Annotated in this window: 24 protein-coding genes and 1 other annotated feature; of the genes, 13 read left to right on the top strand and 11 right to left on the bottom strand. The window is 44.2% G+C overall.

The genetic code is table 11. The features are described 5' to 3' along the window. Positions 1–26 precede the first annotated feature (26 nt). Both A361_RS05005 and A361_RS05010 read right to left on the bottom strand, forming a co-directional pair. Positions 27–983 carry a calcium/sodium antiporter gene (locus tag A361_RS05005; RefSeq protein ID WP_009335042.1) on the bottom strand — a complete coding sequence of 319 codons (957 nt, stop codon included), beginning with the start codon at positions 981–983 and terminating at the stop codon, positions 27–29. Between the two features lie 84 nt (positions 984–1,067). Further along, entirely contained in the window at positions 1,068–1,811 is a 744-nt protein-coding gene (locus tag A361_RS05010; RefSeq protein ID WP_019382618.1) for a DUF3784 domain-containing protein, read from the bottom strand. A gap of 114 nt (positions 1,812–1,925) precedes the next feature. On the opposite strand from A361_RS05010, the gene A361_RS05015 reads away from it, so the two are divergent. Then, positions 1,926–2,150 carry a hypothetical protein gene (locus tag A361_RS05015; protein ID WP_009335040.1) on the top strand — a complete coding sequence of 75 codons (225 nt, stop codon included), beginning with the start codon at positions 1,926–1,928 and terminating at the stop codon, positions 2,148–2,150. 70 nt (positions 2,151–2,220) lie between these two features. Next, positions 2,221–2,829, top strand: a complete 609-nt coding sequence (locus A361_RS05020) for an exonuclease domain-containing protein (RefSeq protein ID WP_009335039.1) — start codon at positions 2,221–2,223, stop codon at positions 2,827–2,829. Between the two features lie 59 nt (positions 2,830–2,888). Here the strand turns inward: A361_RS05020 and A361_RS05025 are convergent, their stop codons facing one another. The 3 genes from A361_RS05025 to A361_RS05035 are packed head-to-tail and all read right to left on the bottom strand — an operon-like array spanning position 2,889 to position 4,573. Then, the gene (locus A361_RS05025; protein WP_009335038.1) at positions 2,889–4,142 is read right to left on the bottom strand and encodes an ATP-binding protein; all 1,254 of its coding nucleotides are present in this window, start codon (positions 4,140–4,142) and stop codon (positions 2,889–2,891) included. Positions 4,143–4,190: 48 nt separating this feature from the next. Continuing rightward, positions 4,191–4,385 carry a YwbE family protein gene (locus A361_RS05030; RefSeq protein WP_009335037.1) on the bottom strand — a complete coding sequence of 65 codons (195 nt, stop codon included), beginning with the start codon at positions 4,383–4,385 and terminating at the stop codon, positions 4,191–4,193. Then, positions 4,385–4,573 (bottom strand): hypothetical protein, encoded by a 189-nt coding sequence (locus tag A361_RS05035; protein WP_009335036.1) that lies wholly within the window; start codon positions 4,571–4,573, stop codon positions 4,385–4,387. The genes A361_RS05030 and A361_RS05035 overlap by 1 nt, the downstream gene beginning before the upstream one ends. Positions 4,574–4,790: 217 nt before the next feature. Between A361_RS05035 and A361_RS05040 the strand changes: the two genes are divergently transcribed. Next, positions 4,791–6,617, top strand: a complete 1,827-nt coding sequence (locus tag A361_RS05040) for a M6 family metalloprotease domain-containing protein (RefSeq protein ID WP_009335035.1) — start codon at positions 4,791–4,793, stop codon at positions 6,615–6,617. Between the two features lie 42 nt (positions 6,618–6,659). On the opposite strand, the gene A361_RS05045 is transcribed toward A361_RS05040, so the two are convergent. From A361_RS05045 to A361_RS05060, 5 genes are all read right to left on the bottom strand, one after another. Beyond that, positions 6,660–7,580 carry a ketopantoate reductase family protein gene (locus tag A361_RS05045; RefSeq protein ID WP_019382617.1) on the bottom strand — a complete coding sequence of 307 codons (921 nt, stop codon included), beginning with the start codon at positions 7,578–7,580 and terminating at the stop codon, positions 6,660–6,662. Between the two features lie 58 nt (positions 7,581–7,638). Further along, on the bottom strand, positions 7,639–7,785 hold the full coding sequence (locus A361_RS30400) for a hypothetical protein (RefSeq protein WP_019382616.1): 147 nt from the start codon (positions 7,783–7,785) through the stop codon (positions 7,639–7,641). Beyond that, on the bottom strand, positions 7,785–9,236 hold the full coding sequence (locus tag A361_RS05050) for a carbon starvation protein A (protein ID WP_019382615.1): 1,452 nt from the start codon (positions 9,234–9,236) through the stop codon (positions 7,785–7,787). The genes A361_RS30400 and A361_RS05050 overlap by 1 nt, the downstream gene beginning before the upstream one ends. 369 nt (positions 9,237–9,605) lie before the next feature. After that, positions 9,606–10,337: a LytR/AlgR family response regulator transcription factor gene (locus A361_RS05055; protein ID WP_009335032.1), complete on the bottom strand. Its 732-nt coding sequence runs from the start codon at positions 10,335–10,337 to the stop codon at positions 9,606–9,608. Further along, positions 10,306–12,075: a sensor histidine kinase gene (locus A361_RS05060; RefSeq protein ID WP_009335031.1), complete on the bottom strand. Its 1,770-nt coding sequence runs from the start codon at positions 12,073–12,075 to the stop codon at positions 10,306–10,308. The genes A361_RS05055 and A361_RS05060 overlap by 32 nt, the downstream gene beginning before the upstream one ends. 188 nt (positions 12,076–12,263) lie before the next feature. On the opposite strand from A361_RS05060, the gene A361_RS05065 reads away from it, so the two are divergent. The 7 genes from A361_RS05065 (at position 12,264) to A361_RS05095 (ending at position 18,290) form a co-directional block, all read left to right on the top strand. Next, a complete protein-coding gene (locus tag A361_RS05065; protein WP_019382613.1) occupies positions 12,264–12,674 on the top strand; it encodes a GNAT family N-acetyltransferase in 411 nt (136 codons plus the stop codon). Between the two features lie 58 nt (positions 12,675–12,732). Then, the gene (locus A361_RS05070) at positions 12,733–13,554 is read left to right on the top strand and encodes a DUF2268 domain-containing putative Zn-dependent protease (RefSeq protein WP_019382612.1); all 822 of its coding nucleotides are present in this window, start codon (positions 12,733–12,735) and stop codon (positions 13,552–13,554) included. Continuing rightward, on the top strand, positions 13,555–14,187 hold the full coding sequence (locus tag A361_RS05075) for an NUDIX hydrolase (protein ID WP_009335028.1): 633 nt from the start codon (positions 13,555–13,557) through the stop codon (positions 14,185–14,187). A gap of 17 nt (positions 14,188–14,204) precedes the next feature. Beyond that, on the top strand, positions 14,205–14,771 hold the full coding sequence (locus A361_RS05080) for a hypothetical protein (RefSeq protein ID WP_019382611.1): 567 nt from the start codon (positions 14,205–14,207) through the stop codon (positions 14,769–14,771). A gap of 58 nt (positions 14,772–14,829) precedes the next feature. Next, complete coding sequence (map, locus tag A361_RS05085) at positions 14,830–15,570, top strand: type I methionyl aminopeptidase (protein ID WP_009335026.1); 741 nt, start codon at positions 14,830–14,832, stop codon at positions 15,568–15,570. A 133-nt stretch (positions 15,571–15,703) separates the two neighbouring features. Further along, positions 15,704–15,911 (top strand) — a binding site (T-box leader). A 48-nt stretch (positions 15,912–15,959) separates the two neighbouring features. Further along, positions 15,960–17,216 carry a tyrosine--tRNA ligase gene (tyrS, locus tag A361_RS05090; protein ID WP_019382610.1) on the top strand — a complete coding sequence of 419 codons (1,257 nt, stop codon included), beginning with the start codon at positions 15,960–15,962 and terminating at the stop codon, positions 17,214–17,216. 78 nt (positions 17,217–17,294) lie between these two features. Then, entirely contained in the window at positions 17,295–18,290 is a 996-nt protein-coding gene (locus A361_RS05095) for a zinc-binding dehydrogenase (RefSeq protein ID WP_019382609.1), read from the top strand. A 110-nt stretch (positions 18,291–18,400) separates the two neighbouring features. Here A361_RS05095 and A361_RS05100 read toward each other — a convergent pair whose 3' ends face one another. Beyond that, positions 18,401–19,441, bottom strand: coding sequence for a lactonase family protein (locus A361_RS05100; protein ID WP_019382608.1), 1,041 nt, complete (start codon positions 19,439–19,441; stop codon positions 18,401–18,403). Between the two features lie 125 nt (positions 19,442–19,566). Between A361_RS05100 and A361_RS05105 the strand changes: the two genes are divergently transcribed. The 3 genes from A361_RS05105 (at position 19,567) to A361_RS05115 (ending at position 21,711) form a co-directional block, all read left to right on the top strand. Then, entirely contained in the window at positions 19,567–20,331 is a 765-nt protein-coding gene (locus tag A361_RS05105) for a hypothetical protein (protein WP_026041772.1), read from the top strand. A gap of 147 nt (positions 20,332–20,478) precedes the next feature. Next, positions 20,479–20,775, top strand: a complete 297-nt coding sequence (locus A361_RS05110; protein WP_009335021.1) for a hypothetical protein — start codon at positions 20,479–20,481, stop codon at positions 20,773–20,775. A 120-nt stretch (positions 20,776–20,895) separates the two neighbouring features. After that, on the top strand, positions 20,896–21,711 hold the full coding sequence (locus A361_RS05115; protein ID WP_009335020.1) for an STAS domain-containing protein: 816 nt from the start codon (positions 20,896–20,898) through the stop codon (positions 21,709–21,711). The last annotated feature ends 24 nt before the right edge of the window (positions 21,712–21,735 follow it).

Genomic DNA, 21,735 nt, shown 5'->3' on the forward strand with positions numbered 1-21,735 from the left:
CCGGCCCAATTGGACCGGCGCGGGCATTAATTCCTCATAATGATATAAATCAAATACATAATGTAAGAGGCTGCGAGAAAGCCGCCCTCATATTTTCCTACAGCATAATGGCTTCTTGAGAAGATGAGTAGCACAAATGTGATTAAAATTAATATCGTAATATCGACGAATATCTTAGGGTCCACAGGGAGCGGTGATATGGCGGCTGAAGCCCCGAGGACAAACAGGATGTTAAAGATATTGCTCCCAACAATATTTCCAAGAGCGATTTCACTTTCTTTTTTTATGGCTGCGGCGACAGAGGTCACCAGTTCCGGCAGAGAGGTTCCGATGGCAACAATCGTTAAGCCAACCAATGTTTCACTCATTCCCAAAGAGTAAGCAATCTCTGTACTGCTTCTGACTACCAAATCACCGCCAAAAATAATGGCAGCCAATCCGGCAATCGTCAAAAGGCTTTGCTTCGTCCATTGTCCAGCGCTTGTTTTTATAGGATCAGCATGGGTACTGCTTCGGCTTTCCCGGGCCACTTCAAATAAATAGTACATGAATACAGCAAAAATCAGCAGCAAAACAAGGCCATCACTGCGTGAAACCACATTGCTGCCGATTGAGTCCAGATATGTATCACTAATGAAAATCATAAGTGCGGCAGTGGCAAGCAAAGTGAATGGAATCTCCTTGCGGATGGTGGTGCTCTCCACTTTCAGGGGAAAAATCATGGCGGTAATGCCGACAACCAGTGTGATGTTAAAAATATTACTGCCGACGACATTCCCGATAGCCACATCGGCATTGCCATCGAGCGCTGCCAGAATGCTGACTGTGGCTTCAGGCGAACTTGTTCCAAACGCAACGATTGTCAGCCCGACCAGCAGCGGAGAAATCTTGAGAAACCCGGCAATTTTTGAAGCGCCATCCACAAAGAAGTTTGCCCCTGCTATTAAAAGGGCAAATCCTATGATCAGAAGTAAATATGACACTTTTCGAAGCACCTCCTATAATTACTATGATTATCCAATTATGGATTGTATTTAGTAAATCTTCAACTAAAAGCCACCGGAATGTTATGCCGGCGGCTTCGTTTGTTTTTCCGCTTCTTTTTTGAGCTCCTCATACCAGATCTGAGTTTCTGAGGAATCTTTGCTGTTAACAAATATCTGCTCATCTTTGACCTCAATGTATAGAATGGGCGTATGCTCTTTTTGGATGAATAATAGGCTGCTGCCATAGCCAGTCACTTTGAAATGTCCCTGTGCAAGAGTAGGGAGGCCGATACCATTTTGTTTCCAGGTTACTTCAGGCATCTCCTCCAATAATTGTACGGACTGAATATCCCGATAATCCCACTTATCTCCGTACATCCCGGAGATTTCAAATGAATCCTCCTCTAATGCCATTTCATAGCCTTTATGACTGGAGACGGTCAGATAAACGATAGGGCCAAACGTTACAATGAAGAGAATGCTGGCAATTATATAACTGCGTTTTCTTTTGGCCGGCACTTCATATCTGGATAAGTAGACGAGTCCGCCAAGCAATATGACCAGCATGAAGCCGAATTGCGCTTCGGCTGCGAATCTGAATTCGGTAAACGAGAGAGGCAGGAGCACCAGCATTCCGATAGCGGTGCCTATAAGCAGGCTTCCGATTTTTTGCAGATACCTGTTTTCTATTAATGATTCTTTCTCTTCTTCGGGCCGCGATGCGAATCCGGAAATGAGCCAGTAAGCCTTTTTGAATCTTACAGCCCACCCGAGAATCAGGAAGAGCGCGATCACGGCAATTTGTGTAATGACAAGTCCGATCATGGGAAAAACCTCCTTACTATTCTTACGGAGAAAACCGCCGTTTTGTTTCGTATTTGGTATAATAATAAGACAGTATCTTTTAAAAAATGTATTGAAATAAGGGGAGGAACATCCTTGAAAAGCAAAAATATTTTATTTTATATATTGCTGGTACTTTTGCTCACTACCGTTGTCAGCATTGTTATGGGCTATCATACCTTCGGCTTTGGGGTAGGGTTTCTGTTCGCATTTCTGTCTCTTTCCACAGGATATTTCTATTCCATGAAAAACCGGGAATATATGCATCAGAATTATCATGCCGACTATGTGGACCGATTAAAGAACGATAAAAAGATCTAAGAGCGGTTCCGCTGGCATTCAGCACTCCTCTATTATATGCTTAATTTAAAATGAATAGAGGAGGCTGGCCATGAGAAACAAGGAAAAGATGGGGCTGCTGCTGGATGTGGAGACGACGGGACTTGGACCAAATTCCGATGAAATCATCGAACTGGCATTAAAGCTGTTTTCCTACCGTGCGGATACAGGGGAGATCCTTGATATTAAGGATAAAGCTGCATTCCTGCGGGAGCCCATAAGCAAATCGGCCAAAAACAATTACAGCCGCGCTTTTAGAGTTCACGGAATTCCTTATGAAGCTGTCAGCGGTAAATGCTTTGATGATATCAAAATAAAAAAATATTTCTTTCATGCCGATTCCGTTTTCGCTCATAATGCATCCTTTGACCGCAGCTTTTTATACCGGATGTATCCTGAAGACATCAACGAATTAAAATGGTATTGCACAATGAGAAGTGTCCCATGGAAGGAATATGGTTTTACAGACAGCAAGCTGCTGACGCTCCTTCAGTCCCATCAGATTGCAGAAAGCCAGACGCATAGGGCTATGGATGATATTACATACCTCTTAGAACTGCTGAAAAAAACAAATCCTGCCGGGGATTTCTATATGCGTGATGTTCTGGCAAAAGGTCCGATGAGAAAATACCAGCCTGCGATTCAGGGCCGGCTTGGTTAAAAGGCAATACAGCAAAAGAGTGCACTCAGGCACTCTTTTTTTTGGCAATTTTTCTTTCCTTATTCACTCTTCAGCAGGGGCAGTATGATTTTCACTGTCGTTCCCTTGCCAATATCGCTGTCATATTCTATCGTTCCTTGCATTTCACGGATGATTTTGTTCGTAACCATGCTGCCAAGTCCAGTTCCCTTCGTCTTTGTTGTATAAAAAGGCAGTCCGATATTCTCTAATTGCTCGGATGTCATGCCCCGGCCGTTGTCTGAAATGGTTATTTCAACCGTGTTGTGAAAATAATCAGCAGAGGTGAAAATTTGAATCCTTCCCTTTTCCGGGACTGATTCTATACCATTCTTGATCACATTCATGATGGCCTGTTTTAGGTGGTGTTCATCTCCCTGCACATAAAAAGGCCCTTTATCCGCGTATTCAATCACCACATTGGCATAAGAAGCAAGGGGTCTCATGAGCAGTACGCAATCCTGAATCACGTCATGCAGGGGGACATTAGCCAGATGGAACTGCTCGGGCTTTGAGACTTTTAAATAGTTTGTAATGATGCTGTTTGTACGATCCAATTCCTCAATAATGAGCGGGGAGAACTTTTTTAAGCTCTCATCCGACGTATCCTGGCTCAAATATTGAATGAAGCCCCTCACAGTGGATAAAGGATTTCTGATTTCATGTGCGATGGAAGCTGCCAGCTGGCCGACCATTGTCAGCTTATCCATATACATCATTTCACTGATCTGTTTATTCGTTTTGAAAAGATTTTCGATGACAAAAATAAGTGCAATAAATGTCAGGTAAAACGCAACGAAGTAAGTCAGGTAAAAGAATGTATCAAGAAAAATGACGGCTGTGGCAATGATGGATATATATAAGTAAAAATAAAAGAACAGAATAAAAGAACCAGTCACTACCCGATGGCTGGAATTAAGAAACACTCGTCTTAGGGAAAGGGTAATCACAAATGCCAGAATGGAAACCAAAATTCCAATATAAATGAACTGTCCGCCTATTAAATAGCGGGTAATGACGGTACTCAGCATCACAATAGAGCCGGGAAGCCATCCTGTATACAGCGTCACGATCATGATGGCGACCATGCGCAAATCAAAATGGGTTTCCCCCAGCGTTTCAATAGGATAAAACATGCATAAAAGTGCTCCGAATGAGCCGAGAAGTCCGTAAATCAATTTTTGTTTAAGGGTAAGAGGGGTCTTTGTCTGATATGGAAAAAACAAATTCCCGTTAAACGTAAATGAAAAAAGTATTGTAATGTTTACCAGTAAAGGCTTGATCAGTGTAACCAATAGTCTCCTCCCAGTATAACCAAATCTAGTGTAAGGGAACTGTCCCTATTAACGTAAAATTTGTTTTACCCGGCCAACCTGTCCATCTTCGAGTCTCACTTTTATACCGTGCGGGTGAGAAGGTGACTTTGTTAGAATGTCTTTCACTATTCCTTCTGTCAGCACACCTGTCCGCTGATCCTTTTTAAGAACAATTTTTACTTTTAACCCAGGCGCGATTGCAGCGCGATTCTGCCCTTCCATTATACACCCGTCCGTTTCCGCTGGTTATTGGTCTTCTTTGTCTGCTGGCTTTTCAATGCTTTCGCCGATTTAACCGGAGTATTATTGAACTTTCCGCCTGCCTGCTCTTGTTTTTTATTCATAAGCTGCTGTTTCATTGCTTCTTTTAAGCTGATTTTTTTTCGATTATTGTCTTCTATATGAGTCATGTTAGAGTCTCCTTTATCTACATATCCCTCTATTATAAATCATTAAACAGTTAAAGGAAATTTCACAGAGAAATAATCTTTTTACCTGTAACTTTTCAGAAAAATAAGTCTTTTAGACCACGAGAAATCTTATAAACCATCCTTTGTTCCTATTTTGAAAATACTGAATATTTTGTACTATTTAGATTACAGAAACAGATTATAGGGAGTGAGTCAAATGTTAAAAGTTCTATCCACTTCAGCTTTATCCCTTGCTTTAGCAGGAAGTGCCGTTTTTGCAGGAGCGGGACCGGCAGATACTCAGGCAAAGCAGGAAAGTAAATATCAAATCAGTCTTGCCCATCATGTAGGTGCGTCGCCGGAGCTTGCTGCAAAAGCAAAGGAATTGGGAATCGATCTATCAAAGGTCGATCCGGCTGAGAAAGCAGCAAAGGCAGGAGCAAAGTTCCAGCAGCCTGGTGACAATCATGTGGCGTATAAAGCAGCAACAGGAGATATACCGGTTCTTGTTCTTCTGGCAAAGTATTCGGATGGTGATGAGCCGGTCGGTGATATGCCTGGACAAGTTCCAGCTGAGTATTATGAGGATTTAATTTTTGGAACAGAGTATAATCCTTATGAGCTTCCTCAATTCCAGAAATATGATGGTGAGAATGTTCCAAAGGACCGCACGATGCAAAATGCTTATAAAGAATCCAGCTATGGAAAAACCAACCTGGTCCGCAAGGAAAACACCGAATTTGTATGGGTAGAGATGCCTAAAGGTGCTTCATACTACTTGGATCAGGAAGGTAAATATGCTGAAAATGGTACATACGTTAATGGCAATGTGAATGGGGATGCCCATACAGGCGAATTCATCCGTGACTTGCTGAAAGCGGCAGACGAGCAGGTTGACTTCTCGAAGTATGCTGAGAATGGGGAAGTGCCTAATATCTTCGTCATTCATGAAGGTACAGGAGCTGAATTCAGCCGTGACCCGGCACAGTTCTGGTCACATAAGTGGAGCCTGCTAAGTGCTTTATATTATGGGAAATACTATGAAACTGGCAAACCTGCAGATGTACATGCTGGCATGTCTCAAAATGAATGGATTAATAAAACAGTTGCAGAAGATATGACCTATGACGGAGTAGTAGTCAATAACTACAACATTCAGCCAGGCATCGGCGGAAACGTTGCCGGTTTCGATGCAGCTACTAATACCTACAAAGAAGAAGCAAAAACGGGTCCATTCCCTGCACAAACCGGGGTTTACGCTCATGAATTTGGACATGCGCTAGGATTGCCTGATTTCTATGATACGGTTTACAGCTCTGAAGGTGTAGGAAACTACTCAATGATGGCAGGCGGCTCCTGGATGCGCTATCCGGATGCTGCAGCTTATGCAGGAAACTCTCCAACGCACTTTGATCCGTTCTCTAAGATATTCTTGGGGTGGGTAAATCCAATTGAAGTAAAGCCTGAAGATGGCGTGAAAGAAATCACGCTTCCGGCGATCAATAAAGCAACTGCTGATAACGGCATCGTCAAAATGGAAGTGCCGGGCTCTAATGGCACTGAATACTTCCTATTTGAAAACGTTCAGCAGGATGGCTTTAACAAAGGCTTAATTCGCCAGGGGGCAGATTCTAAAGGGTTAATGGCATGGCACGTAGATGAGAACATCATCAACCTGTACCAGACTGCCGGCTTCCGTCCAAACAACGTGGAAAACTGGATGAACAAACGCTTCCAGTACAACCAATCTGAAACAGCAAGTGATGGTACAGTTGTAACTCACTACGGTTTATCTGTTCTTCAGGCTGATGGCAAGTATGACTTGGAGAAAAATCTAAACCGCGGTGATGCAGGAGATTTCTTCAAAACCGGAGGGAAAATCACACCTGTATCCGGAAATGTTCACACTGGTTCTTACTACTTCTGGAAGGGCTATAGCTCAACGCCGGCTGATTCCGGAATCCATGTAACTGACATTAAAGAAAATGCCGATGGATCCATCACGGCGAAATTCTACTATAATACAAACAGCAGCAAAAAATAATAAACTAAAAATCCGAGCGGGTTGGCCTGCTCGGATTTTGGTTTAAAGACTATTTTTTTCATAAACTTTTAAGTTAGCATAAATCGCACCGATAACAGGAGCATCCAAATCCAGCAGCTCAGCTTTTTTCAGCAAATATCCAAAGAAATGATCGGCTTCGATAGCCTGCTGCTTTTCCATATCGCGCTGCAGGGAGGATTTCATTTCATAGCCCATTTCGTTTATTTTTTGCACCTGCGCATCTTCAATCCCATCAGCCAGCGGAGCATCCAAGCCCCTCATAATAGCAGATGCTTCCTTCAAAACTATTTTAACGGTATTTAATCCGAATGCCTGATCTCGAATCGGCCCGATGGGTGAACGGAACAGGGAAGTGACACCAGAAAGTGTGGAGATAAAGAGGTACTTATGCCACATCTCCTGTTCGATATTTTCGGATAGGCGGAAGTTTGCTTTTGTACCTGAAAATGCCTCTTGAAGCTTCAGGATCCGCTCTGTTTTTTCACCGGATCGTTCCCCAAAAACAAAGTCATGGACCGGGCTTGTCTGAATCACTTTCCCATTTTCACCAAGAGTGGTTTCAATAAAGCAAAGACCGCCAAGAACGTTCGCTGCCCCAAAAGCGGCTGTTAGTTGATCCATATGTGCGATTCCATTTAAGAGAGGAAGAATCAAGGTACTATCGCCTGTGAAGGGACGGATATCCTCTATAGCTCCCTCAAGATGATAGGCTTTTGTAGAGAGCAGGATGACATCGAATGCATCTGCCTTTTCTCCGGCCTGGATCGTTTTCGGCTCAGGAAAAGTCATATCCCCATGCACACTTTCCGCCAGAAGCCCGTATTTCTCAAGCTGCTGCTTTCGTTTCTCCCTTACCAAAAAAGTAACATCCTCGCCTTTTTCCAAAAGTCTTCCGCCAAAATAGCCGCCAATGGCGCCGGCTCCGATAACTAATATTCTCATTTTTTTTTGTGCCTCCTTAGGTTAAATGGAAAAGTGCACGCATGAACGTGCACTTTTGCTAAGTTAAATAGTAGAATAATCCGATTACAAATATTGCACCAAAAATCAATTTGGCAAGGAGAGGAAGAGAATCTGTCCCTTTTTCGTTTACTTTCTTCTCTTCCTCATTTACCGTTTCACGGTATTTTGGACTGCAGCAGCCCATTAAGCGGATTTCTTCCAGCCGGAAATATCTTCTTCCAGCGGCAGGTTATTCGCCCGAGCCTTTTTAGCAGCGGAGAAGAATAGTGCCACTAGAATGACGGTACCGATGGCTCCGCCAATCCATGAAGCATTCATTGATAAACCGAACCCGATTTGCGCATTAAAGATATACGTTAGGACCATTAACAGCATGAAGATTCCAGGTATAAGGGAAATCCAGTAATTTTTCTTCGCGATATACAAGTACATGGCACCGACAAACAGCGCGATAACCGCAGTTGATTGGTTAGCCCAGCTGAAGTATCTCCATAAAATGTTAAAGTCGATTTGCGTAAGTGCCAAAGAAAGAGCAAACAATGGGATAGCGATCCACAAACGGCTGGAAATTTTCTTCTGGGAGAAGTTAATATAGTCAGCAATAATCATACGTGCACTTCGGAAAGCTGTATCTCCGGAAGTGATCGGAAGGACCACGACACCAAGAATCGCAAGTGTTCCGCCGATTGCCCCAAGCATTAAGGTAGAAGCTTCGCTTACCACAGCACCAGGACCTCCGTTAGCAAGGAAATCACTTAATCCGTTATAACCATCGAATAAGCTCATCGCGGCAGCAGCCCAGATCATGGCGATAACACCTTCTGCAATCATCATGCCATAGAAAATCTTGCGTCCCTGATTTTCATTCTGAGTTGTACGGGAAATAATCGGCGTCTGTGTTGCATGGAAACCGGAAAGAGCACCGCAAGTGATAGTGAAAAACAGCAATGGGAAAATAGGTGCGTTAGCCGGATGGAAATTCTGCAGAGAAATTTCCGGAATATCGGCACCAGTTGCCACTAAACCAATACCTACGCCAAGTGCGCTGATTAAAAGCAATGCGCCAAAGTATGGGTACAGGCGTCCGATGATTTTATCAACAGGCAGCAAAGTCGCCAAAATATAATAGATGAAAATTGCAGCAATGATTAGAGTTAGTGAGATTTTTTGATCCATTACCACATAAAGCAGATCAGCCGGAGTTGTAACAAACACCGTACCAACCAATAACAGAAGAAGAACGGCGAAAGCGTTCACAACATGCTTCATGACTTTCCCGAGGAACTTGCTCGCAAGCTCAGGCAAATGCGCGCCGCGGTTGCGGATCGAAATCATTCCAGTTAAATAATCATGAACGGCACCGGCAAAAATACAGCCGACCACGATCCAGATAAAGGCTACAGGTCCGTAAAGCGCTCCCATAATCGGGCCGAAAATCGGACCAGTACCTGCAATATTCAATAGCTGAATCAACGAGTTCTTTGGTGTGCTCATTGCGATATAGTCCACACCGTCAGCATGCGTGTAGGCCGGAGTCGTCCGTGCCTCCTTCACACCGAATACTTTTTCAACAAACTTGCCGTACGTAAAATAACCAATAATTAAAAGTGCAATACAGACTAAAAAAGTAATCATCATTATCCCCCTTTATGAATGCGTTTACATTAATTATATAAGAAGAGAAGGAAATTTGAACAATTTGTGTCCAACATGTAAAAAACAAAGATTAAAATGCAGTGATGGGGGATTAACATGCATCGAAGGGTGGGAATGTATAGAAAATTCGTTATATTTAGTGGTTAGCAGTCCAGTTAAACTAAATATATAGTGCCAAAGCGATTTGGAGAGTGCAATCCCCATCGATTTTGGCGCAATTCCCAATAAAAGAGCCCAAACCCGATTTCAGAACCCCCCTCAGAAAAGCAATCAATCTCTGAATCACTGCAATCCCCCTCAAAAACTTCCCCCCACAAAAAACAAAAAGGCACCGTCACCGATGCATTTTCACAATTCCAATCGCACCCGCAGTGCCTTCACATAGTTCCGGCTCACAGACAGAAGTTCTTCCCGGCCTTCCATCTCAAGCTGGTATGCCCCGTTGAACCAGGGGGTGAGTCGTGTGACATAATCCAGATTCACCAGATAGCTTTTATGAATCCGGAAAAAGCTAAAGGGAAGCAGCCGGCTCTCCAAATCTTTCAGCGGGGTTTTAGTTTCATGCTCACCGGTTCTGGTTATAATTCTGGATACTTTTTCATCCCGGTAGATATAGAGGATTTCTTTTGGCTCCAAGTAAAGTATTTCCCCATCTTCTTCAACAGCCAGCTTGCCGGCGGGCTTGCTGGTGTCATTTTCTTTTTTGGCACCAATCAATTTTTCCACTCGCCTGATGGTCTGTTCGAGCTGCTCCTCGTCGTAGGGCTTCAGTAAATAATCGGTTGCTTCATAGCGGAAGGCTTCAGCAGCAAACTGCGGGTAGGCGGTTGCAAAGATAATGAGCGGCACCTTTTTTAGCTCCTGCAATGATTTGGCAGCTTCCATCCCGTTCATCCTGGGCATCTCCACATCAAGGAAAACGACGTCCGGCTGAAGCTGGATGGCTTTCATCACGGCCGCTTCGCCAGATTCAGCCTCGCCGACAACCTGGATAGCAGGAAACTCCTCGAGTAAATGCTTTAATTCATCTCTGCTGTATCGTTCGTCATCAGCGATTAAAATTCGGATCGTTTTTTCCATCAGTTTTTTCCTCCGTTTGCGGAATGGCGAATTGTATGTCAGTGCCGAAGCCTGGAGTGCTGGCAATTTGCAGCGAAGCTTCCTCACCAAACATCATGGTCAGCCGGCGGTTTACATTGTACAATGCAAGTCCGGAGCCCGATTCTGACTGCAGGGTTTCTTTGCCGAGCTGTTCGGCTCTTTCCCGGCTCATTCCCTGTCCATTATCCTTCACTTTTACTAACGTCATTCCATCCTGTTTCTGAATTTTGATCATAATGATACAGTCCTGTTCCTTGTTCTTAATCCCATGCTTTACGGCATTTTCCACAATCGGCTGCAGAGTGAGCGGCGGGATTCTTTCCAAAAGGGCATCTTCATCAATGTCGTATATAACTTCGAGCCGATCCACAAACCGGGTTTCTTCAATTGACAGATAGGCCTTTACATGTCTGAGCTCCTGTTCAAGGGTCGTACAGCTGACTGTTGTGGCCGTCAGATTTTGCCGCAGAAAATGAGATAAGGAAACGAGCAATTTCCTTGCCTGGGCAGGCTCGATCCGCACAAGGGAAATAATCGTATTTAATGAATTAAATAAAAAATGCGGTGATATTTGCGCCTGCAGTGCTTTAATTTCAGCTTCCTTTGCCAGCTGGTAGGCTTTATCAGCCTCAGCGATTTCGAGCTGATTGCTGAGCAGTACACTTAGCCCGGAAATTAGCTCCATCACGAGATTAGTCATTTCTTTTTCCGAAGTGAAGTAAAACTTCAGCGTTCCGATGGTTTCGCCGCGCAGCTTTAAAGGAGCGACAATGGCTGCGCCAAGAGGACAGTTTTCCTGCCGGCAGTGAATGGTCTGGTCATTGGCAACCACAATTTCCCCGTTTTGAATGACATCCCGTGTTATCTGGGTCTGGATCGGGCTTCCGGAGCGGTGGTGGTCATTTCCAAGGCCGACATGGGCAAGGATTTCGGTGTGATTGGTGATTGCAACTGCTTTCATCTGGAGTTCCTTATGTAAAATCAGGCAGACTGCCAGTGCGGACTTATGATTAATCCCTTCACGAAGGTGTGCAAGCGTCTGGTCAGCAATCCGAAGTGTTTTCTGTGCATGAAAAGCTCCTGCTTTTTCTTCTTCGTTTATGACATTTTTTATGATCAGTAAAAATAGGGCACTGCCAAGACCATTTGCTATAATCATGGGAATTCCAATCATTTCGACTAGCGCAACCGCTTTTTCTATAGGCCGTGACATACCGAGAATAATCAGCATCTGTACGGCTTCAGCCGTAGCACCGATGAAGAATGCCGACGATAGCTTCACATGTTCATTTTTCCGGCGGAAAAATCCGGCAAGTAGCCCCGCCACTATCGACGCCAAACCGCAGGCAATCCCGGTAAAGCCGCCAAGCGTAAATCGGTGGAATCCTGCTATAATTCCTGCCCCAACTCCTACTTTAGGACCGCCAAGCAATCCGGCGAGCACAACCCCGATCACCCTGGAATTGGCAATGGCTTCATCTGTAGCAAGTTCGGATGCCCAGCGGTTAAACTGCAGTGTGTCCGTATTGAAGGCCAGCCCTGAATAGGTTCCAATGATGCCAAAGAAGCCGAAAAAAAGAATGGCTTTATACTCCTGCTGCCGTTTTAATCTTTCGCCATAAATCATCTCTCTGAAAAAGCGGAACCTTGTCAGAATCAGCGCAATGGTGACAATGATTCCAAGCCGCTCCAGCATCGTAATCAGCAGTTCCAGCATCCTCAGAACCCCTTTAACCAAGTTAGTTAACATTATTCTAATGGATTAAAGAGTAAATGAAAAATAACCCGTTTGAATTTTTCAAAAAAATGTACAGGCTTTTCCTGCATATTTGTCGAAAATTAATTGATTAAAAGGTCAGGAGGATTTTTGGATGCTTCTTTCTGATAGAAATTGGAGCTGATAAAATGATCAAATATGCAGTGGATCCAGAAGGAATATCAGCAGATATGCTGGACGGTTTTTTTGATGGGTGGCAAAATCCGCCGAGCCCTGAAAAGCATCTGAAGCTTCTAAAAAACAGCACGAAAATCGTGCTTGCCATTGACCGTGATAAACATGCAGTGGTTGGGTTCATCACAGCAATCAGCGATGGAGTGCTATCAGCCTACATTCCGCTGCTTGAAGTACTGCCTGATTATCAGCAGCAGGGAATCGGTCAAAAGCTGGTCACCCGCATGCTGGAAGAGCTGGACGGTATTTATATGATCGATATTATGTGTGACCCTGAATTACAGCCGTTTTATGAAAAGTTCGGAATGATTAAATCATCCGGAATGGTGCAGCGGAATTATCAGAACCAATCAGGAAAGCAGTGACAGGGGATGGCGGAAGATGAGTATCCCTTCTGCTTACCTCTAATAAGGAGGACTTTCTATGAAGTACACCCTCAATCAAATTACACCTGAAGAACTAATTGAAAACCGGATAAACCTAAAGGGCTTCCTTCAATCTCAGATCAGTCCCTTAATCGGCAGGAAATCCTGGATGCAGGACTGGGAACAGCTCGCCAAAAGATTTCAGCTATTTGCATTTGCAGCTTTGCCAGAAGCGGATGCTCTTAAATACAGCTGGAATCCTAAGGAAATCGAAGCGATCGTTGAAGAAACGTGCAAAGAAGCTGAGAGCCATCTTCACTTTGAAAGCCTAACCATAACAATCGTTCCAGCACTTCCTTTCCCATGGTTTCAGAGTTTTGATCAATCCATGTGGACAAATGGCTACACAATAGGTCCAGATACCATCATTATAGCTATTCCCCCACAGCCGGACACCGACTTTTTAAACTATATGATTGCCCATGAGCTCCATCATGCTTCCCCTGAAAATCCGATCTACAATCTTACATTGGAAACCTTTACTCTCGCGGACTGGTATAAAATGGAGGGGGGCGCCGAGTATTTCAGTCTTTCGCTTTATAAGGATAAACGCTGGTGGAAGAAGGAATTTACTGAGGAAATCGAGCAGAATTATATAGAAATTGCCCGGCAAAACCTGAGTACAGCAGACGATGTCTTAAAAAGCAAAATCTGTTTTGGCAATAAAGAGATGGGAATCCCGGTATTTGCCGGCTATTCTTTTGCTTATAAAATGGTAAGGCATTATGCGGAGCAGGAGAAGATTGAGAGGTATCGGGATTTATATCAGGCAGACCCGCATGAAATATTTAATAGCTATATAATCAAGGAGGCCATTTAATTGGAAACAGAACTTCTGAATATATTTGATGATAACCGAAAACAAATCGGTGTCGCATCTCGTAAAGAGGTCCATAAACAAGGCCACTGGCATGAAACGTTCCATTGCTGGTTCGTCAGCAGGGAAAAAGATCAGGATTATATTTATTTTCAATACCGCAGCAAGGAGAAAAAGGATTACCCTGGCCTTTTGGATATAACTGCTGCTGGCCACCTCTTAAGCCATGAATCTGTCATGGACGGCATGAGAGAAGTGGAGGAAGAACTGGGGATTCATGTTGATTTTGCGGACTTGGTGCCACTGGGCGTCATTGATTACATAGCAGAGAAAGAAAATTTTATCGACAAAGAACTGGCCCACGTTTTCCTGTATCACAGCAATTATTCCTTAGAAGAGTTTAGCCCGCAGCCTGAAGAGGTTACTGGGATATACCAGATTGCAATGGAGGAGTTTTATGGACTGTGGTTTGGCGGAAAAGAACTCATTGAGGCAGAAGGATTCCAGGTGGATAATGGCATAAGAATCCCCAACTCCATAAATGTAAGGAAAACGGACTTTGTCCCGCATCAGGATTACTATTATAAGCGTGTGCTGCATTCGATGCGTGAACAGATTGTTCAATCAAAGGTATGATTGAAGGGAAGAAGACAATGAGAAAGGTGTTCTTCATACTTTTTGCGCTTTTGCTGGCAGGGGGTTCATCATCATTCGCAACAAAATGGCTTGAACTTAATCCCGAAATGGTCGAATCCCGCTCACAAGTTATTGTGCTGGGAACATATAATTTTAAAAGCAAACAAAAATCAAGCAAGGGGAATTTTTACGGAAGGCAGTTTCAAGTCGAGAAAGTATATAAAGGAAAAGCAACAGAAACCATCACGGCAGGCATTGATGTTTACGATAAAGGATGGGCTGAGGAATATCAGCAGGATGGAGGCAAGTTCCTGTTATTTTTGGAGAAAACAAAGGAAGCCCGCTTTCTTGTTCCCGTTGCCGGTCCCAATGGAATGGTCCAAGTGCAGGATGGCAGAATTTTATCAGGTCATGAGGGTTTTTACGGAAAAATACTGAGCGGTGAAGCAAGAACACCAAGTCGTGCAGAATCTAATAATGATGGAGGACATCTGCTCGAAGCATTGCTGTTTTCCTTAACAGGCCTTATCACTTTCCTGTTGATTATTAGGTTTTTAGCAACAGAAAAGGCGAAATCTTATTAAGCACGCCACATTTAGATTATAATAGAGAAATAACAACTATTGAAAAGGCAGGATTCTTATGATTGTAAAAAATGAAGAAGAATTAGCAAAACTGAAGGAAATCGGCAGAATTGTCGCGGAGATCCGCGATGAGATGATTGAAAAAACTAAGCCAGGTGTAACAACCAAGGAGCTTGATGACTTAGCCGGAGAGCTTTTTGAAAAGCACGGAGCGATTTCAGGCCCTAAAGGAGAATACGATTTTCCAGGCTTCACATGCATAAGCGTGAATGAAGAAGTGGCCCATGGCATTCCTGGAAGCCGGGTGATTAAAGAGGGCGATCTTGTAAATATTGATGTTTCAGGATCAAAAGATGGCTACTTCGCAGACACAGGCCTATCATTTGTCGTTGGTGAAGACGAGAAACTGCAAAAATTATGTGATGCGGCTCAGGAGGCATTCGATGAAGGACTGAAAAAATTAAAGCCGGGCGGCAAGCTGAGCCTTGTCGGAAAGACAGTTCACAAGGTTGCCAAAAACAATGGATTCAACGTTATCATGAATCTGACTGGACACGGTGTCGGCCGCTCCCTTCATGAAAAGCCGGACCATATCCTGAACTATTTTGATCCATGGGATAAACAGCTGTTAAGAGAAGGCATGGTTGTTGCCTTTGAGCCTTTTATCTCAAGCGGTGATGAAGAAGTAAGGGAAATGAGCGACGGCTGGACGTTCGTTACACCTAACAAAAGCCATGTCGCTCAATGTGAACACACCGTTGTCATCACAAAAGAAGGACCGATTATCTTAACGAAATAACCATGGACCAGGGGCATTGCATGTTCCTGGTTTTTATATAGTATTACGGTTGAAAAAACTTCATCTAATATTGCTTGAGAAAAAACACTTGAACAATGTCCTCCATTCCGCTAAAATAATAAAAATTTCAAATTTAAACGTAATGACAGAAACAAGTAGCTGCTTATCTCCCTGTTTTAGAGAGCTGATGCCTGGTGAAAATCAGCACAAAGATAACAGTGAATTACCTTCTTGAACTTTCTCTGTGAACAGGAGTAGCAGGGAACGGCACGGGCCGTTAATCCGCTGAGTGGAAGAGCAATCTTCAAAAAGGGTGGTACCGCGTTAGCCACGTCCCTTTCTTTAGGGGCGTGGTTTTTTGTATTCCGATAATAGAAAGGATAGGGGACATGGGGGATTTTTTTGGAAAATTAACAGCCCAGCAAAAACACGAAACAGAGAGGCAGCTGGAGGTATACCGCAATGGTGTCCAGGATATTCTGCCTGAAGCAGAGCTAAAGAATAAAATAGCCAAGTCCATTTTTCAAAACCAGCCTTTAAAAATTAAGCTGGGGCTTGATCCTTCTGCACCGGATGTCCATATCGGCCATACGGTTGTGCTGAATAAACTAAAGCAGTTCCAGGACAATGGCCATATCATCCAGCTGATTATTGGCGATTTTACCGGAAAAATTGGCGACCCGACAGGCAAATCCGCAGCCCGAAACCAGCTCACCGATGAAGAGGTGAAACGTAATGCCAAAACATACTTCGAGCAATTCAGCAAAGTGCTGGACATGAATAAGGTCGATCTTCACTACAACTCAGCATGGCTTTCGGATCTCCAGCTTGAAGACGTCATCCGCCTGTCTGCCAGCATAACAGTTGCCCGCCTGCTGGAACGCAATGACTTTTCAGAGCGCCTGTCCACAGGCAAACCGATCTCTCTTCATGAATTTTTCTACCCGCTGATGCAGGGATATGACTCGGTTGTACTCGAAAGCGATATCGAGCTTGGCGGGAATGATCAGCACTTCAATGTCCTGATGGGACGCCATCTGCAGGAGCATTTCCAAAAAGAAAAGCAGGTGGTCATCCTGATGCCGCTCCTTGAAGGCCTGGATGGCAAAGAGAAAATGTCCAAATCAAAAAACAATTACATTGGTGTCGATGAAGATCCCAATAATATGTACGGCAAAACCATGTCCATCCCGGATGAGCTGATTCCAAAATACTTCAATCTCGCAACAGATCTGCCAGTAAAAGAAAAACAGCAAATCGCAGAGGGGCTCGAAAACGGCACACTTCATCCGCGTGACGCCAAAATGCTTTTAGGTAAAACAATCGTCCGCATGTACCATGGCACAGGTGAAGCCGATAAAGCCGAACTGCATTTCAAAACTATTTTCCAAAAGGGAGCCATGCCGGATGAGATCCCGGAAGCCGAATGGAAGGGTGAAGGTGAAGTCCTCATTACAGACCTGCTTGCCGGCCTCGGCCTGCTTTCCTCCAAAACGGAAGCCAGAAAAATGATTGCGGGCGGCGGCATCCGTTTAAACGGACAGAAAGTCGGCGATGTTCAGATGCTCGTGAAAATCACAGACGGATTAGTTCTGCAGGCAGGCAAAAGAAAATTTGTGAAACTAAGGCTTAGCAGTGCAAAGTAGGCATATCGCTTTTTCCTCCTGGCACTTTCAAGATATGATAGAATAGACGAAATTTTTAAAGAAAAGCAGGTGAAGGAAATGAAAGCGATCATTCATGAAGGAGTAGCAGGCCGCGCGGGATTATCTTATGGTGAACTGGAAAAGTCCGATCCGGGTAACGGCGAGGTGAGGGTGAAATTAAAAACGGCAGGCTTGAATCATCGTGATTTATTTGTCCTGAACCGCCACAAGCCAGAAGATCCTGCGCTTGTCATCGGTTCAGACGGAGCGGGAGTCATAGACTCAGTCGGAGAAGGCGTTACACACGTGAAGCCAGGTGATGAGGTCATCATCAATCCCGGACTGGGATGGAAGGAAAAGAGCGATGCACCGCCAGCAGGCTTTGAAATCGTCGGCTTGCCGTTTCATGGCACATTCGCCGAATATATCACCATTCCTGCTGAAAACACAGCACCCAAGCCGGCGTATTTAACCTGGGAGGAAGCGGGCGTCCTATCCCTGTCTGCACTAACCGCCTACAGAGCATTGTTCACAAGAGGAAAGCTTCAGTCAGGCATGAAGGTGTTCATTCCAGGGATTGGAGGAGGAGTTGCAACCTTCTTAATGCAATTTGCAAAAGCAGCGGGAGCAACCGTTTACGCAGCTTCCCGTTCGGAGGAAAAATGTCAGAGAGCACTTGAACTCGGTGCGGATAAAGCCCTGAACAGCAGTGAAGACTGGAATGGAGTCCTTGGCGGGGAAAAAGTGGATCTTGTCATTGAATCAGTTGGCCCTGCGACATTCAATAAATCGCTCGAAATCCTGCGTAATGGCGGCACCATCGTAACATTTGGCTCCTCCACAGGAGATCAGCTGGAACTAAATCTCCGCAGCCTTTTTTATGCCCAGCAAAACCTGCTTGGCTCAACAATGGGTAGCGCGGAGGAATACCATGAAATGCTCCAGTTTATTGAAAAGCATCAAATCAGGCCGGTATTGGATCAGGCGCTTCCGCTGGAAGAATTCGAGAAAGCTTTTGACAGACTCGATAACGCAGAACAATGGGGGAAGATTGCTTTTAAAATTAGTGTATAAAAAAGGGGTGAGATTCTGCGAAAAGCAGTGTCTCACCCTGTTTCTTCCTGTCTAGCTCCAGAGCCTGCCCCCTCGAGGTGCCGGGGGCGGGCAAGGCTCTTTCGCTTTTCTTACACATGTAAAAACTTCACACAAACCGGATCCGGAACCATAACATCAGATTGAAGTAATGAAAGCTTCCCGGTATTCTCATCACGGGAATACAAAACAATATTGCTGGAATTCTGGTTGGAGCCAATCAAAAATTTCTCGGTTGGATCAAGCACAAAGTCGCGCGGCCAGTTTCCTTCTGTGGAGGTATGCTCCACAAAAGCAAGCTCTCCATTATCGGGATTGACGGAGAACACCGCAATGCTGTCGTGTCCGCGGTTGCCGGCATAAATGAAGCGGCCGTCTGAAGAAATATGAATGGCGCTTCCCTGGTTATTTTCCGTAAAACCTTCCGGAATCGTGGAAATAGCCTGCTTTTGAACTAAGCTTCCATCCTCATGGTACTGAAGCAAAAGAACCTCTGAGCTAAACTCAGTCATTACATAGGCGTACCTTCCATTTGGGTGGAACACAAGGTGTCTCGGACCGCAGCCCGGCTTTACAGACAGGATGCTTTTTTCCTTCAGAATTCCATCATTCACTTCATACGTAATCACCTGGTCCGTTCCCAGGTCAACTGCAACTAAATATTTTTCGTCCGGAGTAAGTCCTGCATAGTGAGTATGCGGTTTTTCCTGCCTGCTGTCAGGTCCGGATCCGCTATGTTCAATTACCGAAACGGCAGGGTTTAGAGAGCCGTCTTCATTTGTTAAGTAGGACTCCACTGTCCCTTTATGGTAGTTTGCACTGAAAACATTTCGGACAGATGTATCGACACTGACGTGGCAAGGAGGAGAGCCATCTGCCACCTGGCTGTTGATTTTCTCAAGTGAACCGCAGCTGTCCAAACGATAGGCAGCTACTCCGCCGGATTCGCCTTCCTTGGCAACCGAGTATAAAAATTGATTATCCTGGCTGATTGTTAAATAAGTGGGATTATCCAGTTTTGCTGCCGTTTTCACATCGGAAATTCTGCCTGCTTCTGCATCCAGAACAAATGAATAAATCCCTTCACTTTCACCCTTTGTGTATGTTCCTATGTATCCTCTGTACTTGGCCATATGAAGCCTCCTTTAAATGCTTTCTTCTAAAATTACTCTATCATACATAGCGGTTCAAACAAAAGGAAGAGGAATTTTACAATCGACAAAGAATAGTAAAATGGTATATATACGAAAGGATGATTATGTTGAACGCACCCCATTCGATTTTGTCAGTTTGGAAAAAATTTGATCGCTTTCCGATGGAGACCCTGACAAAAGCATGGTTTTACGATAAAGCCGGCATTAAAAAGCAGCGGGAGGTTTCCTTAATGAAGGAGCACCATGATCAGTATGGCATTACCGGAAACTGTTTTGACCTGGCGATCTGGCTTCTTCATGAATTTAAGCAGGCTGGAATCGATGCCTATCCGGTTGGCCACGAATTGAAAACATCTTCAGCCCATGCAGCAGTGGTGGCAGTGGATGAAGAGGGGCGCCGCTTTCTATGTGACCTGGGCGACCAATGGCTGCAGCCCATATTAATTGATCCGGAGGCAAGAGACTTTACGCCGGAAAAAGTAAGCGGATTTTTCCCGGCAGCAGATGTTCAGGTCTCATCTGAAGACGGACAGCTGGAAATTGCTTATCACCGCCCAAACGGAAAAATATCGCGGCAGAGTTATGATACGGATCCGGCAGCCATGAACATTTTCCTGGAAGCAGCTGAACGATCTCAGAACACTATTTATCCAAAGGCATTGCTGGAACAGCGGATTCCCTATAAAAATGAAACCGCCCATTGGGAATTTTATAATTGGGAAAGCTTCCTCAGTACAACAGAAGGCCTGTATCATGACTCTCCTGTGGATACTATTGAAGAATGGTCTGCCCGGATTCATGAAAAGACAGGGTATGATAAGGAATTTTTAATTGAAGCATTGGGCTTCTATAAGAAGCTGGGAGATTGAAAAACTGATGCTGGTTGAGAATCTTTTTATCTGAATGTCACTCAAAAACTGGATTCGCTCATAAGATCTGACTTTCGCCCATAAACACAAAAAATCACTCAAAACATCTCAAGCTTGCCCATAACGCCAGGAACTAAAGGAGCTGCCATGTACATAAAACTCTATCAATATCATATCCGCCCGGAAAACGAACAGGAACTGATGCTGCTCCAGCGGAAAGCCGGTCATATCTACCGGAATTACATCGATGTTCAGACCAAAATGTTAAAAAACAAGATAGATGAGACAAAGTGGACAGAAATCAGTTTTTTTAAGTCGGAAGAAGACTATCAAAACAAGCTGCCGCTGATTAACAGCAATGCCGACATTCAGGAGCTTTACAGAAGGTTTGAATCTCTGCTGATCAGCGAAATAAAGGAAGAAGATTATGAGGAATGGCTTTAAAACCATAGTTAATGACTCTTCCTCTTAAGGAAATCCTCCTATTTATTCTCCATTCTGTTATTTTGAAGATATAGTAGGATATAATCGAAGCAGGACATAAGAGAGGGGATATACATACAGATGGAGCCTATTCGAAAAGTTTCAGCGTATCTTACTCAAAATGCGGAGGTATTATCAGAAGAGATTGTTGCAGAAATCGTAAGCCGGTTTGGTTTCGAAATTCCCAAACAGGAAATTGATGCGGCCGTTTCGATGTATGTTGAGTTTATAAATTATCTGGGAGTCATGATTGCTAACAGCGAAAATCGGGTTCCTGAAGGACTGGTCGAGTGGAGTAAAGGAAACGGCGAACGGGCTGCCTCCCTGGGAGGAAAAATTTCCGATATAGTCACCCGATATCCGGACACCCGCATTGTTTTTACTGATAGATTACGTAATATAGGGATGGAATTTGAGTTAACAGCGGATGAAGTTATTTCTATTGTGAAAAAAGTAAACTACATACTCGACATCAGCATTAATGAAACCGTATTTGCTTTTGAACGGCACTCGGAGGAACAATTAAAGGAGACCCAATCCCAGGTAAATGAACTGTCTGCTGCCATTGTACCGATTCAGGACAGCATTGCCATTCTGCCGTTGATCGGCAGCATAGACTACGACAGAGCACAAATCATCATTGAGAAAACAGTCCCGCGGGTAAGCCAGCTGGGAATTGAAACCTTAATTATCGACTTTTCCGGCACGGTGAATATAGATATTGAAATCGCCAAGCACATCTTTGATATCCGGAATATCCTCCTGCTGATCGGTGTCAACACCATTGCCACAGGTGTCAGACCGGATTTGGCAAAGAAAGCCGTTACCCTTGGCATTGACTTATCATCCCTTGAAGTATATTCGAACGTCCTGCAGGCGATTAGAAGCATTAAATAAATTAAATGATTGAAGCTGCTGAAG

It is taken from the genome of Cytobacillus oceanisediminis 2691, assembly GCF_000294775.2.
GTDB classification, from domain to species: Bacteria; Bacillota; Bacilli; order Bacillales; family Cytobacillaceae; genus Cytobacillus; species Cytobacillus pseudoceanisediminis.

Coding starts and splice junctions, on each gene's coding strand:
- A361_RS05070 (WP_019382612.1), top strand. CDS start 12,733: ATGAAGTACACCCTCAATCAAATTACACCTGAAGAACTAATTGAAAAC.
- A361_RS05100 (WP_019382608.1), bottom strand. CDS start 19,441: ATGGCCAAGTACAGAGGATACATAGGAACATACACAAAGGGTGAAAGT.
- A361_RS05035 (WP_009335036.1), bottom strand. CDS start 4,573: ATGACTCATATAGAAGACAATAATCGAAAAAAAATCAGCTTAAAAGAA.
- A361_RS05050 (WP_019382615.1), bottom strand. CDS start 9,236: ATGATTACTTTTTTAGTCTGTATTGCACTTTTAATTATTGGTTATTTT.
- map (WP_009335026.1), top strand. CDS start 14,830: ATGATTGTAAAAAATGAAGAAGAATTAGCAAAACTGAAGGAAATCGGC.
- A361_RS05020 (WP_009335039.1), top strand. CDS start 2,221: ATGAGAAACAAGGAAAAGATGGGGCTGCTGCTGGATGTGGAGACGACG.
- A361_RS05065 (WP_019382613.1), top strand. CDS start 12,264: ATGATCAAATATGCAGTGGATCCAGAAGGAATATCAGCAGATATGCTG.
- A361_RS05045 (WP_019382617.1), bottom strand. CDS start 7,580: ATGAGAATATTAGTTATCGGAGCCGGCGCCATTGGCGGCTATTTTGGC.
- A361_RS05105 (WP_026041772.1), top strand. CDS start 19,567: ATGTTGAACGCACCCCATTCGATTTTGTCAGTTTGGAAAAAATTTGAT.
- A361_RS05030 (WP_009335037.1), bottom strand. CDS start 4,385: ATGGAAGGGCAGAATCGCGCTGCAATCGCGCCTGGGTTAAAAGTAAAA.
- A361_RS05080 (WP_019382611.1), top strand. CDS start 14,205: ATGAGAAAGGTGTTCTTCATACTTTTTGCGCTTTTGCTGGCAGGGGGT.
- tyrS (WP_019382610.1), top strand. CDS start 15,960: ATGGGGGATTTTTTTGGAAAATTAACAGCCCAGCAAAAACACGAAACA.
- A361_RS05055 (WP_009335032.1), bottom strand. CDS start 10,337: ATGGAAAAAACGATCCGAATTTTAATCGCTGATGACGAACGATACAGC.
- A361_RS30400 (WP_019382616.1), bottom strand. CDS start 7,785: ATGGGCTGCTGCAGTCCAAAATACCGTGAAACGGTAAATGAGGAAGAG.
- A361_RS05110 (WP_009335021.1), top strand. CDS start 20,479: ATGTACATAAAACTCTATCAATATCATATCCGCCCGGAAAACGAACAG.
- A361_RS05010 (WP_019382618.1), bottom strand. CDS start 1,811: ATGATCGGACTTGTCATTACACAAATTGCCGTGATCGCGCTCTTCCTG.
- A361_RS05115 (WP_009335020.1), top strand. CDS start 20,896: ATGGAGCCTATTCGAAAAGTTTCAGCGTATCTTACTCAAAATGCGGAG.
- A361_RS05095 (WP_019382609.1), top strand. CDS start 17,295: ATGAAAGCGATCATTCATGAAGGAGTAGCAGGCCGCGCGGGATTATCT.
- A361_RS05040 (WP_009335035.1), top strand. CDS start 4,791: ATGTTAAAAGTTCTATCCACTTCAGCTTTATCCCTTGCTTTAGCAGGA.
- A361_RS05060 (WP_009335031.1), bottom strand. CDS start 12,075: ATGCTGGAACTGCTGATTACGATGCTGGAGCGGCTTGGAATCATTGTC.